Source organism: Paraburkholderia sp. GAS199, from assembly GCF_050436585.1.
GTDB lineage: Bacteria > Pseudomonadota > Gammaproteobacteria > Burkholderiales > Burkholderiaceae > Paraburkholderia.
In genome coordinates, this window is the sequence record NZ_JBNDMM010000007.1 from 441,375 (window position 1) to 456,977 (window position 15,603).

Here is a 15,603-nt window from a genome sequence, read left to right on the forward strand (position 1 = left end):
GCTTGAGTTGGCCGATCTGCGGATCGGTCGGCGAAACAAAAAAGCCTCGCTTTCGCGAGGCTTTTTTTATTGCCCATGGCAGTGGCTCAATGGATGTTCAGGCGTGCTGCGAGCGCGCATGTTCATGCGGCGTTTGCGGGCGGAAGCCGAGCGATTCGGAAATCATCAGGGCCGTCTGGCTGAGTTGACCGAGCCACGAGTCTTGCAATCGGTCGGCCGGAGCCGACAGCGAGAGACCTGCGACCAGCTTGCCGGTGTCGTCGTAAATGCCGGCCGCAATGCAACGCACGCCCAGTTCCAGTTCTTCGTTATCGCGCGCGCAGGCCTGCTGGCGCACGTGCGACAACTCGCGCTCCAGCTTGGTCAGATCGGTAATGCTGTTCTGAGTGTGGCCCGACAAGCCGGTGCGCGTTGCGTAGGCACGCACGCGGGTCGATTCGTCGGCGGCGAGAAACAGCTTGCCCACCGACGTCAGATGCAGCGGAGCACGCCCGCCGATGGCACGCACCACCTGCATGCCGGAGCGCTCGGAATAAGCGCGTTCGATATAGACGATTTCGTCGCCCTGACGCACCGACAGATTCACCGTCTGGCCGGTTTGCCGATGCAGTTCGCGCATCGGCGTGAGCGCCGCGTCGCGCACCGACAGCCGCGCCTTGACCAGATTGCCCAGTTCGAGCAGTCGCATGCCGAGCCGGTAAGTGCCTGGATCGGAGCGATCGACCAGCCGGCACATCACCATGTCGTTCAGGATGCGGTGCGCGGTGGACGGATGCAACTCCGTGCGGATGGCGAGTTCTTTCAGGCTGACCGGGTCGCTGTGCGCCGCGAGTGCATCGAGCAGGCGCATCATGCGTTCGATCACCTGGATCGACGTTTTGGGATCCGGGTTCGTATCGCTCATGGGCAGAATCGGTTGACGCGTCAAACAGCGGAAATTGATTGTATCCCGTATTGTGAAAAGATGGGAAGCGGTTGGAAGGCCTATTCCAATTTAACGCGCAGTTCGTCCTATGCCTTCTGGCCGTTGGTATTGTTCGGCAAACAGCGGATAATCAGGGACGTTTTCCCGAAGGAGGGCTCATGCGAGTCGGATTGTTCGTTACCTGTCTGATCGACCTGATGCGTCCCGAAATTGGATTCTCGGTCATCAAGCTGATCGAAGGCGCCGGTTTCGAGGTCATGGTGCCGCCGGCGCAAACCTGCTGCGGCCAACCCGCGTACAACTCGGGCGAGCGTCGCATTGCGCGCGATCTGGCAGAGAAAACGCTGCGCGAATTCGAGCAGTTCGACTACATCGTGGTGCCTTCGGGTTCGTGCGGCGGCATGATCCGCACGCATTACGGCGACCTTTTCGCCGACGACCCCGAGATGATGGGGCGCTTCGGCCGGCTGCGCGCCAAGGTCTTCGAGTTGACCGACTTTCTCGTCAACGTGGCGAAGGTGCAATTGCAGCCGGGCGAGTTCAAGGGGCAGGTGACGTACCACGATTCGTGCTCCGGATTGCGCGAACTCGGCGTCAAGACCCAGCCGCGCGCGCTGCTGGAGCAGGTGGGCGTCGCAGTGACGGAGATGAAAGACTGCGAACATTGCTGCGGCTTCGGCGGCACGTTCGCGGTCAAGTACGGCGACATTTCGACGGCAATCGTCGATGAAAAATGCGCGAATATCAGTGCGAGCGGAGCGGGCGCCGTCGTGCTCGGCGATCTCGGCTGCATGCTGAATATCGAGGGCCGATTGCGGCGCACGGGCGACACGTCCACGCGTGTTTTGCACATTGCCCAGGTGTTGGCGGGCGACGTCTGAAGCCGCTGCCGCTTCTCAATGCGCGCAATGCGTTGCGTTCGTACCGTTCGCATCGTTGCGCTCCATGAGCTAACTTTGCGCCGTCGCTAATCCGTGTCACGGGGCGCGAATTTCATCGAATAGCACAAGGCCGTCATGCAAGTTCAAACCATGCAATTCAAGGCGCGCGCGGGTCAAAAACTCGCCGACCAGCGTCTGCAGCAAAACCTGACCAAGCTTTCGACCAAATTCGTGTCGGCTCGCGCCGCGGCCATCACCGCGATCGACTTTCCCGCCACGCGCGCCGCGCTCAAGGAGCGCCGCAACCGGGCGCTGGAAAACCTCGACGTCTGGCTCGAAACGTTCGAGCGCGAGGCCACGCGTCGCGGTGTCACCGTGCTGTTCGCCGAAACGACGCAGGAGGCGGCTCGCCTGATCGGCGATATCGCGCGGCGCCACGAAGTCAAAAAAGTGATCAAGACGAAGTCGATGGTCACCGAGGAAATGCGACTGAACGAGGTGCTGGGCCAGATGGGCGTGCAGTCCATCGAGACGGACCTCGGCGAATATATATTGCAGATCAACGGCAACGAACCGCCCAGCCATATCATCGCGCCGGTTGTGCACAAGGATAAGGACGAGATCGCCGACCTGTTCGCGGCGACGCACGGCACGCCGCGCCTTACCGAGATCACCGACATGACCCGCGAAGCGCGCGAGGTCTTGCGTCCGCATTTCATGACCGCCGACATGGGCGTGACCGGCGGCAATTTTCTGGTGGCCGAAACCGGTTCGGTCGCACTGGTGACGAACGAAGGCAACGAAGGCATGTGTACGGTGATGCCGCGTGTGCACGTGGCCGTCACGGGAATAGAGAAAGTGTTGCCGACGCTGGAAGATCTCGCCACCGCGATGCGTCTGCTGCCGCGCTCGGCAACGGGGCAGGCGACGTCGAATTATTTTTCGGTGCTGACCGGGCCGCGCCAGCCCGGCGATCAGGACGGCCCGGAGCATATGTATGTCGTGCTGGTCGACGGCGGGCGCACTGGGCTGATCGGCGGTGATTTCCAGGAGATGCTGCGTTGTATCCGCTGTGGCGCGTGCATGAATCACTGCCCGGTCTATCAGAAGGTCGGCGGCCATGCGTATGGCTGGGTCTATCCGGGGCCGATGGGTTCGGTATTGACGCCGAGTTATGTCGGGATCGACAAGGCGCTGGATTTGCCGCAGGCCGCGACCTTGTGCGGCGAATGCAATAGCGTCTGTCCGGTGGGTATCCCGTTATCCGATCTGCTGCGCAAGCTGCGCGAGAAGCAGGTTGAGCGCCGTCTGCGGCCTTGGGGTGAGCGTGTCGGCCTTGCCGTCTGGGGATTTCTGGCGCTGCATCCGGATGCCTACGCGCTTTTCACCAAGCTCGCGGTTCGCGTGCTCGAGCGCATGGGCGGTCGAAATCGCTCTATCGCGAAGCTGCCGCTGGCGGGAGCGGGCTGGACCAATACACGCGACATGCCGGCGCCAGTCGGCCGCACTTTCCGCGAGTTGTACGCGGCGCAGCGCAGCCATATTGGCTAGGTAGCGGGATATACCGGCAAAAAGCGGAGCGGCGGAGTTGCTCCGCTTTGCTCCCGATCAACGCTTACGGGCCGATCTCACGCGCCCTGCGCTCAACGCCGACTTTTCAGCCGGCGTCATCGGTAAACTCAGTGCTCCGTCGGGCCACCGGACTGCTTGCCGGGGATGCCGCGCTGCACGTTCCCGCCGCCATTGCCACGACCGCCGCCGTTTCCACCATTCGCCTGGGGCGGCGGGGCCGGCGGCGGACCGCCTGCGCCACCACCGGGTCGCGCACCGCCAGGGCCCCCAGGTCCACCGGGACCGCCTGCCGATCCACGCGGCGGACCTCCGTTCGGACCGCCGCCATTAGGCTGACCGTGATAACCGCCGCCGTGATTCCCGTTGTCGTTGCGGTCGCGGTTGTAGCCGGGGTTTCCGCGATAGCCGGGTCCGGGGCCGTAGTAGCGATTCGGGCCATCGTAGTATCCCGGTCCGGAATAGCCGCCAAATCCCATATAAACATTGGCTTGCGGCGGTGCAACTGGAACGCCGGCCGGGTAGCCCTCGTAGCCGTCGTACCCGCCGCCATAGCCGTTGCCGTACATCGGCGTTCCGTCCGGATAGACAGCACAGCCGCCGAGAAGGGCAGCGATGGCGAGGCCGACAAGTGGAGCGAAGCGTTTCATTGAGTGGACCGGTTGCGGACGTTAATGTTTGTAAGACAGTAATTATCCCAAACAGTCTCAAAGGCTTTGTATGTGTTTGTAAGCATTTATTTTCAGTGCTTCGGCCATATATGTGTGTGGCGCCGCGAGGCAGCGCTTCGTTCGTGTCACACAGCCGACAACTCACTGTTCCGTTTGGAGCAACGCTGTATCTCAAATGGGTGGGTTTTCCCCGATTGAGAAATTCTATAAGATTTCGATTGGGCATAGTGGGTCATGAGCTCATGAGCCCCCAATCGGAAGAATCCACATCATGAAAAAGACAATATCGATGTACTGGCCGCTGGCCATCGTTGTGCCGCTTGCCGCGGCAGCCTATCTGCACATCAGCCGCGACGTCGTTGCGCGCGCTTCGCAAGCCCCGCTCGCCGCCGATCAGTTGACGGCTGAACTCGCGCGCGCCGTCTCGTACGGCCTGGTTGACAACGCAACAACGCTCCCGGCCAAGCCGATGCGTAGCGCAGTAGCGACGCCGCTCGCGGAAGCGTCCTAAAACCATAGGCGAAGCGTCCGGCGCGATTTGGCGCAGCTTTGTATAATCGCGGCAACTCTTACCCACTGCTGGTTTGTGCAGGTTTTTTGTCCCGAAGGCCTCTGATGAAAACGGTGTCCATCTGCTTCGTGTGCCTCGGGAACATCTGCCGCTCGCCGACAGCGGAAGGCGTGATGCGTCACCTCGTCGGCGAGGCGCGGCTGGCGGAGCGCATTCTGGTCGACTCGGCGGGAACGGGCGACTGGCACGTCGGTGAACCGCCGGACGAGCGCGCGCAGCTGGCGTCGCGTCAGCGCGGCTATGAGTTGTCCGCCTTGCGTGGACGGCAGATTGCCGCCGCCGATTTCGAGCGCTTCGACCTGCTCATCGCAATGGACGACAAAAACGTCGCCGCGTTGCGTCAGGTATGTCCGCCCGATCAGCGCGACAAGATCCGTCTGCTGATGGAGTTCGTCGCCGAATCGGATAGCCGCTGGGGCGGCGTGCGGGAAGTCGTCGATCCATATTTCGGCGGCGCGGAAGGGTTCGAACAGGTGCTCGATCAATGTGAAGCAGCGTGCCGCGGGCTCATCGCGGCGCTTCGTCCCCAGTTGATCGCCTGAGCATCGGAAACGCCGCGGCGGCCCGCCAGTCAAGGCCGCGCGGGGTATCCAGCAATTAAGCAAATGACCCAAATTGCAGCAGGGATACTTGACTAATTCACTCATGTATTTATACTTGACAAAACTTGTCGAGAATTGCAGGTCCCACACATATGAGACTCACCACGAAAGGCCGTTTCGCCGTCACGGCGATGATTGACCTGGCGTTGCGCCAGGAGCAGGGCCCGGTGACGCTTGCGGGTATCAGCCAGCGCCAACATATCTCCCTGTCCTACCTCGAACAGCTGTTTGGCAAGCTGCGTCGTCATGAAATCGTCGAGTCCGTGCGCGGACCGGGCGGTGGCTACAATCTCGCGCGTCGCGCCGAGGACGTCACCGTGGCCGACATCATCATCGCCGTCGACGAACCGCTCGACGCGACCCAATGCGGCGGCAAAGGCACGTGCGAAGGCACCAAGCAGCACAACGGCCATTGCATGACGCACGAACTGTGGTCCACGCTGAACCAGAAGATGGTCGAGTACCTCGATTCGGTCTCCCTGAAAGATCTGGTCGATCAGCAGCGTTCGCGCGAAGGCACGCCGGCCGTTCTACGCGACAGGCGCAACGAGGCGCCGCCGGTCGAGCCGGTACGCGCCACGCCGAAAGGGCCGAATTCAGTTTTCAACATGGCCGGTTCGTAAGGCGAGGCAGCAACGCAGCCCGCCAGAGCAGCACACGAATCCAGAAGCCAGAGCACATGACGTCCCCGGAGCAATTGATGAATAACGACACTCTCCATCTGCCCATCTATATGGACTACAGCGCGACGACCCCGATCGATCCGCGCGTGGTGGACAAGATGATTCCGTATCTGCGCGAGCAGTTCGGCAACCCCGCATCGCGTAGCCACTCGTATGGCTGGGACGCGGAGCGTGCAGTCGAAGAAGCGCGTGAGAACGTCGCCGCGCTGGTGAATGCCGATCCGCGCGAAATCATCTGGACGTCGGGCGCTACCGAGTCGGACAACTTGGCCATCAAGGGCGCCGCGCACTTCTATAAGAGCAAGGGCAAGCACATCATCACGGTGAAGACCGAGCACAAGGCCGTGCTCGACACCTGCCGCGAACTCGAGCGCGAGGGCTTCGAAGTCACCTATCTGGACGTCAAGGACGACGGCCTGATCGACCTCGACAAGTTCAAGGCCGCCTTGCGTCCGGACACGATTCTGGTGTCGGTCATGTCGGTGAACAACGAAATCGGCGTGATTCAGGACATCGAAGCCATCGGCGAGATCACGCGTGAGAAGGGCATCGTTTTCCACGTCGACGCGGCGCAAGCCACCGGCAAGATCGCGATCGACCTGCAAAAGCTGAAGGTCGACCTGATGTCGTTCTCGGCGCACAAGACGTATGGCCCGAAGGGCATCGGCGCGCTGTACGTGCGTCGCAAGCCGCGCATCCGCATCGAAGCGCAGATGCACGGCGGCGGTCACGAGCGCGGCATGCGTTCGGGCACGCTGGCTACGCACCAGATCGTCGGCATGGGCGAAGCGTTCCGTATCGCACGCGAAGAGATGGCGACGGAAAACGAACGCATCCGCATGCTGCGCGACCGCCTGCTGAAGGGGCTGTCGGAGATGGAAGAAGTGTATGTGAACGGCGACATGGAAAAGCGTGTGCCGCACAACCTGAACATCAGCTTCAATTTCGTCGAAGGCGAATCGCTGATCATGGCGGTGAAGGACGTGGCCGTGTCGTCGGGCTCGGCTTGCACGTCGGCTTCGCTGGAACCGTCGTACGTGTTGCGCGCCTTGGGCCGTAACGACGAACTCGCGCACAGCTCGATCCGCTTCACGGTTGGCCGTTTCACGACGGAGCAGGATGTCGATTACGTCATCAACCTGCTGAAGAACAAGATTTCGAAGCTGCGCGATCTGTCGCCGCTGTGGGAAATGCACAAGGACGGAATCGATATTTCGACTATCCAGTGGGCAGCGCACTGACGCGCCGGTCTGGAAAAATCGAATTCATCGAATGGCTAATTGCAGGTTGAAACGGATCAAGGAGTGTAATCATGGCTTATAGCGACAAGGTTCTGGACCATTACGAAAACCCGCGCAACGTCGGTTCCTTCGCGAAAGACGACGACGCGGTCGGCACCGGCATGGTCGGCGCGCCGGCATGCGGCGACGTGATGAAATTGCAGATCCGCGTGGGTGCGGACGGCATCATCGAAGACGCGAAGTTCAAGACGTACGGCTGCGGTTCGGCTATCGCGTCGAGCTCGCTCGTCACCGAATGGGTGAAGGGCAAGACGCTCGATCAGGCCATGTCCATCAAGAACACGCAGATCGCCGAAGAACTGGCGCTGCCGCCGGTCAAGATCCACTGCTCGATTCTCGCGGAAGACGCGATCAAGGCAGCGGTTGCGGACTACAAGCAGCGTCATGGCGAAGCCGTGGCCGAAGGCGATAAGCAGCACGCGTAAGCGCGCTGGAGTGAAGCGGAGCGGATAGTGCACGAGCGGCACGCACTGTCCGGCCCAGACGATATTTGATGCAGGCAGGGTCGCGGCGTGTGATGGTCGGGTAGATAACCGGCACGCGTCGCGCAATGAGAAATGCTATGGCAATTACGTTGACCGAAAAGGCAGCACAGCACGTCCAGAAGTATCTGACTCGTCGCGGTAAAGGCGTCGGCCTGCGCGTGGGCGTGCGCACGACCGGCTGCTCGGGTTTGGCCTACAAGCTCGAGTACGTGGATGAACTCGCGCCCGAAGACGAAGTGTTCGACTGCAACGGCGTGAAGATCATTGTCGACCCGAAGAGCCTCGCGTATATCGACGGCACGGAACTCGACTTCGCGCGCGAAGGATTGAACGAAGGCTTCAAGTTCAATAATCCGAACGTGAAAGACGAGTGCGGCTGCGGCGAATCGTTCCGGGTGTAATCCGGTTGATTTCCGCGAGTAGCGGATCAAAGGCGGCGCGTGCCGCCTTTTTAGTTTGCCCCGCGAAATCGCAGCATGGCCGCCGTTTTTTTTTGCCGCGCTTGCGCTGCCTGCGAACCCAGTTTTTTGCCTGCACTCCGGTGCGCTTTCTGAACGGAATTCTGCTATCTGATGGCCTCGCTGAACGACAGCCACTTCGACCTGTTCGATCTGCCCGCACAATTCGCGCTCGACGCGTCGGCGCTCGATCACGCCTACCGCACGGTTCAGGCGCAGGTGCATCCCGATCGCTTCGCGGCCGCCGGAGACGCGCAGAAGCGCATCGCCATGCAATGGGCCACGCGCACCAACGAGGCGTATCAGACCTTGCGCGATCCGCTCAGGCGCGCGACCTATCTGCTGCAATTGCGCGGCGTCGATGTCGGCGCCGAGAACAATACGGCCATGGAGCCGGCGTTCCTCATGCAGCAGATGGAATGGCGCGAAGGTATCGAAGACGCGGCTGCGGCGAAAAACGTCGACGCGCTCGACGCCTTGCTCGCGGAATTGCGCGACGAAGAGCGCATGCGTTTCGACAAGCTCGGCGCGCTGCTCGACAGCGGCGCGAATCAGGCGGCGGGCGAGGCCGTGCGGCAGTTGATGTTCATCGAGCGGGTCGCGTCCGAAATCGGCACGCAGATCGAGCGTCTCGAGAACTGACGCTGCAACTGCCACCGGAACCGGCACCGGCAGCGCGCGTCGTAAGCTCGCTGCAGTGAACCGGCCGTAGCATTACCATCCAGCAACACAAAATTCAGGACGGGGCGAAGCCGCCCCGAGAAGATTCAGATGGCCCTACTGCAAATCTCCGAACCCGGCATGGCGCCGGCGCCCCATCAGCGGCGTCTGGCGGTCGGTATCGATCTCGGCACCACCAACTCCCTCGTCGCCGCGGTGCGCAGCGGCGTGCCCGACGTGCTGCCCGACGAAGACGGTCACGCGCTGCTGCCTTCGGTGGTGCGTTATCTGGCCAAGGGCGGCCGTCGTATCGGCCGCGTCGCCAAGGCCGAGGCGGCCAGCGATCCGCGCAACACGATCGTCTCGGTCAAGCGCTTCATGGGACGAGGCAAGGCGGAAGTGGAGGGCGCCGAAAACGCGCCTTACGATTTCGTCGACGCGCCGGGCATGGTGCAGATTCGCACGATCGACGGCGTAAAGAGCCCGGTCGAAGTGTCGGCGGAAATTCTCGCCACGCTGCGCCAGCGCGCGGAAGACTCGCTCGGCGACGAACTGGTCGGCGCGGTGATTACCGTGCCCGCCTATTTCGACGAAGCGCAGCGCCAGGCCACCAAGGACGCCGCGCGTCTGGCCGGCCTGAACGTGCTGCGTCTGCTGAACGAGCCGACCGCGGCCGCGATCGCCTATGGCCTCGATAACGGCTCGGAAGGTCTTTACGCGGTCTACGACCTCGGCGGCGGCACCTTCGATCTGTCCATTCTCAAACTCACCAAGGGCGTCTTCGAAGTGCTCGCGGCCGGCGGCGATTCCGCGCTTGGCGGCGACGATTTCGACCACGCGTTGTATCGCCACGTGCTGGAGCAGGCGGCCATCGCGCCACAAACGCTCGCGCCGGAAGACGTGCGTCTGCTGCTGGACAGCGTGCGCGTGGCCAAGGAGGCGCTCTCGGATGCACCGATGGCGCAGGTGCAGGCTACGCTCTCGAACGGCACCCGCATCGATCTGACGGTCGACGAAGCCGCTTTCGAGGCGATCACGCAGGCGCTGGTTCAGCGCACGCTCGGTCCCACGAAGAAAGCGCTGCGCGACGCGAAGGTGGCCACCAAAGACATCGCGGGTGTCGTGCTAGTCGGCGGCGCGACGCGCATGCCGGTGATTCGCCGCGCGGTCGAGTCGTTCTTCGGCCAGCCGCCGCTCGTCAATCTCGACCCGGATCAGGTCGTTGCGCTTGGCGCGGCGATCCAGGCCGATCTGCTTGCCGGCAATCGCGGCGCGGACGGTGACGAATGGCTGCTGCTCGACGTCATCCCGCTGTCGCTCGGCGTGGAAACGATGGGCGGCCTGACCGAGAAAATCATCCCGCGTAATTCGACCATTCCGGTGGCGCGCGCGCAGGATTTCACCACCTTCAAGGATGGCCAGACGGCCATGGCGATTCACGTCGTGCAGGGCGAGCGCGAGCTCGTCAGCGATTGCCGTTCGCTCGCGCGTTTCGAGCTGCGCGGCATTCCGCCGATGGCCGCCGGCGCCGCGCGCATTCGCGTGACCTATCAGGTCGACGCGGACGGCCTGCTCTCCGTATTCGCGCGCGAGCAGGGTTCGGGCGTGGAAGCGTCGGTGGTGGTCAAGCCGTCTTACGGTCTCGCCGACGACGACATCGCGAAGATGCTCGAAGACAGTTTCTCGACCGCCGAAGTCGACATGCGCGCGCGCGCGCTGCGCGAGGCGCAGGTCGAAGCGCGCCGTCTGGTCGAAGCGACTGACGCTGCGCTCGCCGCCGACGCCGAGTTGCTCGACGACGCCGAGCGCGCCCAGCTCGACGCCTTGCTCACGGCGTTGCGCGAGATCGCGCAAAGCGACGATGCCGACGCGATCGAAGCCGCCACGAAGACGCTCGCCGAAGGCACCGACGAATTCGCCGCCCGCCGCATGAACAAGGGCATTCGCCGCGCGCTTGCCGGCCGCAAGCTCGACGAGATCTGAGCGGCGCGAACGCGCGCCACGTCAGCCGCCCATGAAACGCGCCGCGCGACTTAAAAAGTCCGCGCGACGCCAGTAAAATGGCACGGAGCCTGTTTGCGGCCGCCGTGCCGCAGACTTAAACGGAAAATGTATGCCTCAAATCGTTGTGCTGCCCCACGTCGAACTGTGCCCGGAAGGCGCGGTGATCGACGCCGTGCCCGGCAAGAGCATCTGCGACAGCCTGCTCGATCACGGTATTGAAATCGAACACGCTTGCGAGAAGTCCTGCGCGTGCACGACCTGTCACGTGATCGTGCGTGAGGGTTTCGCCGCCTTGACGCCGTCCGAGGAAGACGAGGACGATCTACTCGACAAGGCGTGGGGGCTGGAGCCGGCGTCCCGTCTGTCGTGCCAGGCAATCGTGCCGGAAGAGCAGGATCTGGTTGTCGAAATTCCGCGCTACTCGATTAATCACGCGAAGGAAAACCACTAACAGGAGGTTGCAGCCATGAAGTGGACCGATACGCAAGACATCGCGATGGCCCTGACTGACAAGCACCAGGACATCGACCCGCAGCAGGTTCGTTTCACCGACCTGCATCGCTGGGTGACCGAACTCGAGGGTTTCGACGACGACCCTAACCGGTCGAACGAGAAAATCCTCGAGGCAATTCAGGCTGCATGGATCGAAGACGCGGATTATTGAGCGAGCGGCCGAGTTCATGCCACGTGCATGAATGAAGTGCTGCCTCACGACGCTGGCGCGCGAACCCGCGCCGATCCGTCGACGTGAATAAAAAAGGCGATTCCTCGGAATCGCCTTTTTCACATCTGCGGCACTTTCGTGCGTGGGGTTTCAAAAGCTCGGTCTAGCTCGCGACCAGCGTGCCGTTCTCGACGCGCACGCGCTGACCTTGCTGGAACGGCGGCGCTTCGTGGTACGTGAAGTAACGCGTCTTGCCGCTTTCCATCCGCACGCGCACCGAATACGACGTCGTGCTGCGGATGTGTTTCTCCACCGAGTTGCCGGCCAGACCGCCGCCGAGCGCGCCAAGGATCGTCATGGCCGTACGGCCGCCACCGCCGCCGAACTGGTTGCCGACCACGCCGCCTGCCACCGCACCGCCGACTGCGCCGATGCCCGTGCCATGACCTTCCTGACGCACGGCCGAGATGCCCTCGACGGTGCCGCAGCTGGAGCAATAAGCCGGTTGCGCAGGCTGCTGCTGCGCATATTGCGGCGCGGGTTGAGCCTGTTGCTGCTGCGCGTATTGCTGTTGCTGTGGCGAAGGAACCGGAGCAGGTTGCGGCTGCTGGGCCTGCTGCGCGGCCTGCTGTTGAGCGGCCTGTTGCGCCGACGGGCTGGCCGGAGCCGCCGAGTCGACCACGCCGGGCTGAGCGCCGGGTTGCGTGGACACTTGCGCCGCCTGGGTTTGGTCCGTCTGCGAGCCGCTGCTCGACGCGTGCGGGAACAGGCCCGTCACCGCCGCCGTGGCGGCAAGGCTCGCGATGATGACTGCGCCCGCCGCAGTGGCGACGAGCGGGTGAAGACGACGTTGTTGCGCGGGTTTGGTAACTGGATTGTCCATCATGGCCTCCGTCTTAAGCAGAGTCGACTGTTATTGAGACAGAGTCTCGGGCAATTCGATCCTGCGAGGGTTTCAATTTGTAACCATTTGCAGGCAATTTTCGTGCCGCGCGGTCGTCAAAGCGCCGCTGGGCGGGGCGATGGCTTGATTCTTAAGCGTCCGCGGCGAAGCCGCCGGCACTCGTGCGGCAGCAGGGCGTGCAGCTTTTACCGATGGTTACAAACATGCCGCCCACTGCGGCGTTGAAAGTCTGTCGTGCAAACAGAAACGCCCGGCATCGGCCGGGCGTTTTCACAAGGCAAGCACGTCGCGCGGATCAGTCTTCGCGGCGCAGGTGCGGGAACAGAATCACGTCGCGGATGCTCGGGCTGTCGGTCAGCATCATGACCAGACGGTCGATACCGATGCCGCAGCCACCCGCCGGCGGCATGCCGTATTCGAGCGCGCGAATGTAGTCGGCGTCGTAGAACATGGCTTCTTCGTCGCCGGCGTCTTTCTGATCGACCTGCTTCTTGAAACGCGCGGCCTGATCTTCCGGATCGTTCAGCTCCGAGAAGCCGTTCGCGATTTCGCGACCCGTGATGAACAGCTCGAAGCGCTCCGTAATGCCTTCGACCTTGTCCGACGCGCGCGCGAGCGGCGACACTTCGACCGGATAGTCGATGATGTACGTCGGCTCCCACAATTGCGACTCGGCGGTCTCTTCGAACAACGCCAGTTGCAACGAACCGACGCCCGCATTCAGGAATTGCGGCTGCGACGCATCGACACCGAACTTCTTCAACTCGGTGCGCAGGAAGGCGCTGTCGGCGAGTTGCTCGTTGGTGTACTGCGGCGCGTACTTCTGGATGGCCTGCGTGATGGTCAGGCGATGGAACGGCTTGGCGAGATCCAGTTCGCGGCCCTGATAGGTGATCGTGGCCGTGCCCAGCGCGTCGACGGCGGCCTGACGGATCAGCTGCTCGGTGAAGTCCATCAGCCACTGATAATCGGTGTACGCCGCGTAGAACTCGATCATCGTGAATTCCGGATTGTGGCGCACGGACACGCCCTCGTTGCGGAAGTTACGGTTGATCTCGAACACGCGCTCGAAGCCGCCGACCACCAGACGCTTCAGATACAGTTCCGGCGCGATGCGCAGGAACATCTGCATATCCAGCGCGTTGTGATGCGTGGTGAACGGCTTGGCTGCCGCGCCGCCCGGAATCGGGTGTAGCATCGGCGTTTCGACTTCCATGAAGTCGGCGTCGGCCATGAACTTGCGGATCGACGAAATCGCCTTGGTGCGCGCGACGAACGTCTTGCGCGTTTCCGGCGTGACGATCAGGTCGACATAGCGCTGGCGGTACTTCATTTCCTGGTCGGCGAGACCGTGGAATTTGTCCGGCAGGGGACGCAGCGACTTCGACAGCAGGCGCAGTTCCGTGCAGCGGACCGACAGTTCGCCCTTGTTGGTGCGGAACAATACGCCGCGCGCCGCGACGATGTCGCCCATGTCCCACTTCTTGAAGGCGTCGTACGTTTCCTGGCCGACATCGGCCGGCGTGATGAAGAACTGGATCTGGCCCGAACCGTCGCGCACGGTGGCGAAGCTCGCCTTGCCCATCACGCGCTTGAGCATCATGCGGCCGGCGATGGCGACTTCGAGCGGATTCGCTTCGAGCGCTTCCTTGTCGCTCTGCTCATACTGCGTTTGCAGGTCGTCGGCGCGATGCGTGGGGCGGAAATCGTTCGGATAAGCGACGCCTTGCTCACGCAGTTCGCGCAGCTTCTCGCGGCGCTCGGCGATGATCTTGTTGTCGTCCACCTCGGGCACGACAGTCGGCTGGGCCGCATTAGGCTGGGTCGGTTCGGTCATGATGATCTGTTGTTCGGTGTTTCGCACGCCGGAGAGCGCATGCGGATGGCCTGTGGCTCGAAAACGGACAGGCGTTGAAAAAATTGCGGCGCGGCAAGGCGATGCTTGCCGCGCCGTCTGCGCTTAGACGCCCTGTTTCAGGCTGGCGCTGATGAACGGATCGAGGTCGCCGTCGAGCACGCTCTTCGTATTGCTGATTTCGACGTTGGTGCGCAGATCCTTGATGCGGCTGTTGTCCAGCACGTACGAGCGGATCTGGTGGCCCCAGCCCACGTCGGTCTTGCCGGCTTCGAGCTTGTCCTGCTCTTCCTGACGCTTGCGGATTTCCGCTTCGTACAGGCGCGACTTCAGCATGGCCATCGCTTCGGCGCGGTTACGGTGCTGCGAACGGTCGTTCTGGCACTGCACCACGATGCCCGTGGGCATGTGCGTGATACGCACCGCGGAATCGGTCTTGTTGATGTGCTGACCGCCCGCGCCGGACGCGCGGTAGGTGTCGATGCGCAGATCGGCCGGATTGATGTCGACTTCGATCGAGTCGTCGATTTCCGGATACACGAACACCGACGAGAACGACGTATGACGACCGCCCGACGAGTCGAACGGCGACTTGCGCACGAGGCGGTGCACGCCGGTTTCGGTGCGCAGGAAGCCGTAGGCGTATTCGCCTTCGATCTTGATCGTGGCGTTCTTGATGCCCGCGACGTCGCCTTCCGTTTGTTCCAGCACTTCGGTCTTGAAGCCCTTGCGCTCGCAGTACCGCAGATACTGACGCAGCAGCATGGACGCCCAGTCGCACGCTTCGGTGCCGCCGGCGCCGGCCTGGATGTCGAGAAAGGCGTTGTTCGGGTCGGCCGGATTCGCGAACATGCGGCGAAATTCCATGTCGGCCACGCGCTGTTCGATGCCTTGCGCGTCGGATTCGCAGGCGAGGAGCGTTTCCTCGTCGTCTTCCTCGCGGGCCATGTCGAACAGGTCCTGCGCGTCGCGCAGGTCGTTATCGAGCGACGTGAGTTTGCCGACGGTGTCGTCGAGCAGCTTCTTTTCCCGGCCGAGGGCCTGGGCGTGCTTCGAGTCGTTCCAGACGTCCGGGTCTTCGAGTTCCCGGTTGACTTCGATTAGACGCAGTGCTTTGTCGTCGTAGTCAAAGATACCCCCGTAGCGAGTCCGCGCGCGTGCGCAGGTCCGCCAGTGAGGCTTCGATCGCGTTGAGACGTTCCGCTTCCATGTCGATCTTTTATAGCTTCGTAAAAAGGAGAAATTATAGCCGATCGGCGGCCCGCTCCGAAGGCCTGTCGGCGATCCGGCGCGGGTTTGGGGTTGATTTTGCGGACTTTTTCGAGGCTTTGCGCGCACCGCGCAGGTTCACGCGCCGATGCGCGCCCGCG

General features: G+C 62.5%; 17 protein-coding genes. 12 read left to right on the plus strand and 5 right to left on the minus strand.

Going from position 1 to position 15,603, the window contains the following annotated elements; genetic code table 11:
- Nucleotides 1–97 precede the first annotated feature (97 nt).
- Entirely contained in the window at nt 98–904 is an 807-nt protein-coding gene (locus P3T18_RS26405) for an IclR family transcriptional regulator (RefSeq protein WP_429302892.1), read from the minus strand.
- A 179-nt stretch (nt 905–1,083) separates the two neighbouring features.
- Here P3T18_RS26405 and P3T18_RS26410 point away from each other — a divergent pair, with 179 nt between their 5' ends.
- Together P3T18_RS26410 and P3T18_RS26415 are read left to right on the plus strand one after the other, a co-directional pair.
- Entirely contained in the window at nt 1,084–1,806 is a 723-nt protein-coding gene (locus tag P3T18_RS26410; RefSeq protein ID WP_429302893.1) for a (Fe-S)-binding protein, read from the plus strand.
- Nucleotides 1,807–1,941: 135 nt separating this feature from the next.
- Nucleotides 1,942–3,357 carry a lactate utilization protein B gene (locus P3T18_RS26415; protein ID WP_429302894.1) on the plus strand — a complete coding sequence of 472 codons (1,416 nt, stop codon included), beginning with the start codon at nt 1,942–1,944 and terminating at the stop codon, nt 3,355–3,357.
- 128 nt (nt 3,358–3,485) lie between these two features.
- Here P3T18_RS26415 and P3T18_RS26420 read toward each other — a convergent pair whose 3' ends face one another.
- Nucleotides 3,486–4,025 (minus strand): hypothetical protein, encoded by a 540-nt coding sequence (locus P3T18_RS26420; protein ID WP_429302895.1) that lies wholly within the window; start codon nt 4,023–4,025, stop codon nt 3,486–3,488.
- A 292-nt stretch (nt 4,026–4,317) separates the two neighbouring features.
- Between P3T18_RS26420 and P3T18_RS26425 the strand changes: the two genes are divergently transcribed.
- The 10 genes from P3T18_RS26425 (at nt 4,318) to iscX (ending at nt 11,474) form a co-directional block, all read left to right on the plus strand.
- Complete coding sequence (locus P3T18_RS26425; protein ID WP_429302896.1) at nt 4,318–4,557, plus strand: hypothetical protein; 240 nt, start codon at nt 4,318–4,320, stop codon at nt 4,555–4,557.
- Between the two features lie 104 nt (nt 4,558–4,661).
- The gene (locus P3T18_RS26430; protein WP_429302897.1) at nt 4,662–5,159 is read left to right on the plus strand and encodes a low molecular weight protein-tyrosine-phosphatase; all 498 of its coding nucleotides are present in this window, start codon (nt 4,662–4,664) and stop codon (nt 5,157–5,159) included.
- A 152-nt stretch (nt 5,160–5,311) separates the two neighbouring features.
- Nucleotides 5,312–5,842 (plus strand): Fe-S cluster assembly transcriptional regulator IscR, encoded by a 531-nt coding sequence (iscR, locus tag P3T18_RS26435; protein WP_429302898.1) that lies wholly within the window; start codon nt 5,312–5,314, stop codon nt 5,840–5,842.
- Between the two features lie 77 nt (nt 5,843–5,919).
- Nucleotides 5,920–7,143: an IscS subfamily cysteine desulfurase gene (locus tag P3T18_RS26440; RefSeq protein ID WP_429302899.1), complete on the plus strand. Its 1,224-nt coding sequence runs from the start codon at nt 5,920–5,922 to the stop codon at nt 7,141–7,143.
- A 71-nt stretch (nt 7,144–7,214) separates the two neighbouring features.
- The gene (gene iscU / locus P3T18_RS26445) at nt 7,215–7,628 is read left to right on the plus strand and encodes a Fe-S cluster assembly scaffold IscU (RefSeq protein WP_429302900.1); all 414 of its coding nucleotides are present in this window, start codon (nt 7,215–7,217) and stop codon (nt 7,626–7,628) included.
- A 137-nt stretch (nt 7,629–7,765) separates the two neighbouring features.
- Complete coding sequence (iscA, locus tag P3T18_RS26450) at nt 7,766–8,089, plus strand: iron-sulfur cluster assembly protein IscA (protein ID WP_028199494.1); 324 nt, start codon at nt 7,766–7,768, stop codon at nt 8,087–8,089.
- Between the two features lie 171 nt (nt 8,090–8,260).
- The gene (gene hscB / locus P3T18_RS26455; RefSeq protein WP_429302901.1) at nt 8,261–8,788 is read left to right on the plus strand and encodes a Fe-S protein assembly co-chaperone HscB; all 528 of its coding nucleotides are present in this window, start codon (nt 8,261–8,263) and stop codon (nt 8,786–8,788) included.
- A gap of 129 nt (nt 8,789–8,917) precedes the next feature.
- Complete coding sequence (gene hscA / locus P3T18_RS26460; RefSeq protein WP_429302902.1) at nt 8,918–10,789, plus strand: Fe-S protein assembly chaperone HscA; 1,872 nt, start codon at nt 8,918–8,920, stop codon at nt 10,787–10,789.
- A 130-nt stretch (nt 10,790–10,919) separates the two neighbouring features.
- Nucleotides 10,920–11,261 (plus strand): ISC system 2Fe-2S type ferredoxin, encoded by a 342-nt coding sequence (gene fdx / locus P3T18_RS26465; RefSeq protein ID WP_429302903.1) that lies wholly within the window; start codon nt 10,920–10,922, stop codon nt 11,259–11,261.
- A gap of 15 nt (nt 11,262–11,276) precedes the next feature.
- Nucleotides 11,277–11,474, plus strand: a complete 198-nt coding sequence (gene iscX / locus P3T18_RS26470) for a Fe-S cluster assembly protein IscX (protein ID WP_007181290.1) — start codon at nt 11,277–11,279, stop codon at nt 11,472–11,474.
- 163 nt (nt 11,475–11,637) lie between these two features.
- On the opposite strand, the gene P3T18_RS26475 is transcribed toward iscX, so the two are convergent.
- The 3 genes from P3T18_RS26475 to prfB all read right to left on the minus strand — a co-directional run bounded on the left by P3T18_RS26475 (nt 11,638) and on the right by prfB (nt 15,443).
- Nucleotides 11,638–12,357, minus strand: coding sequence for a glycine zipper 2TM domain-containing protein (locus P3T18_RS26475; protein ID WP_429303002.1), 720 nt, complete (start codon nt 12,355–12,357; stop codon nt 11,638–11,640).
- A gap of 316 nt (nt 12,358–12,673) precedes the next feature.
- Entirely contained in the window at nt 12,674–14,215 is a 1,542-nt protein-coding gene (lysS, locus tag P3T18_RS26480) for a lysine--tRNA ligase (protein ID WP_429302904.1), read from the minus strand.
- 123 nt (nt 14,216–14,338) lie between these two features.
- A protein-coding gene (gene prfB, locus P3T18_RS26485) for a peptide chain release factor 2 (protein WP_429302905.1) occupies nt 14,339–15,443 on the minus strand; the annotation gives its coding sequence in 2 pieces (ribosomal slippage) (nt 14,339–15,361 and nt 15,363–15,443; 1,104 coding nt in all).
- Nucleotides 15,444–15,603: the final 160 nt, after the last annotated feature.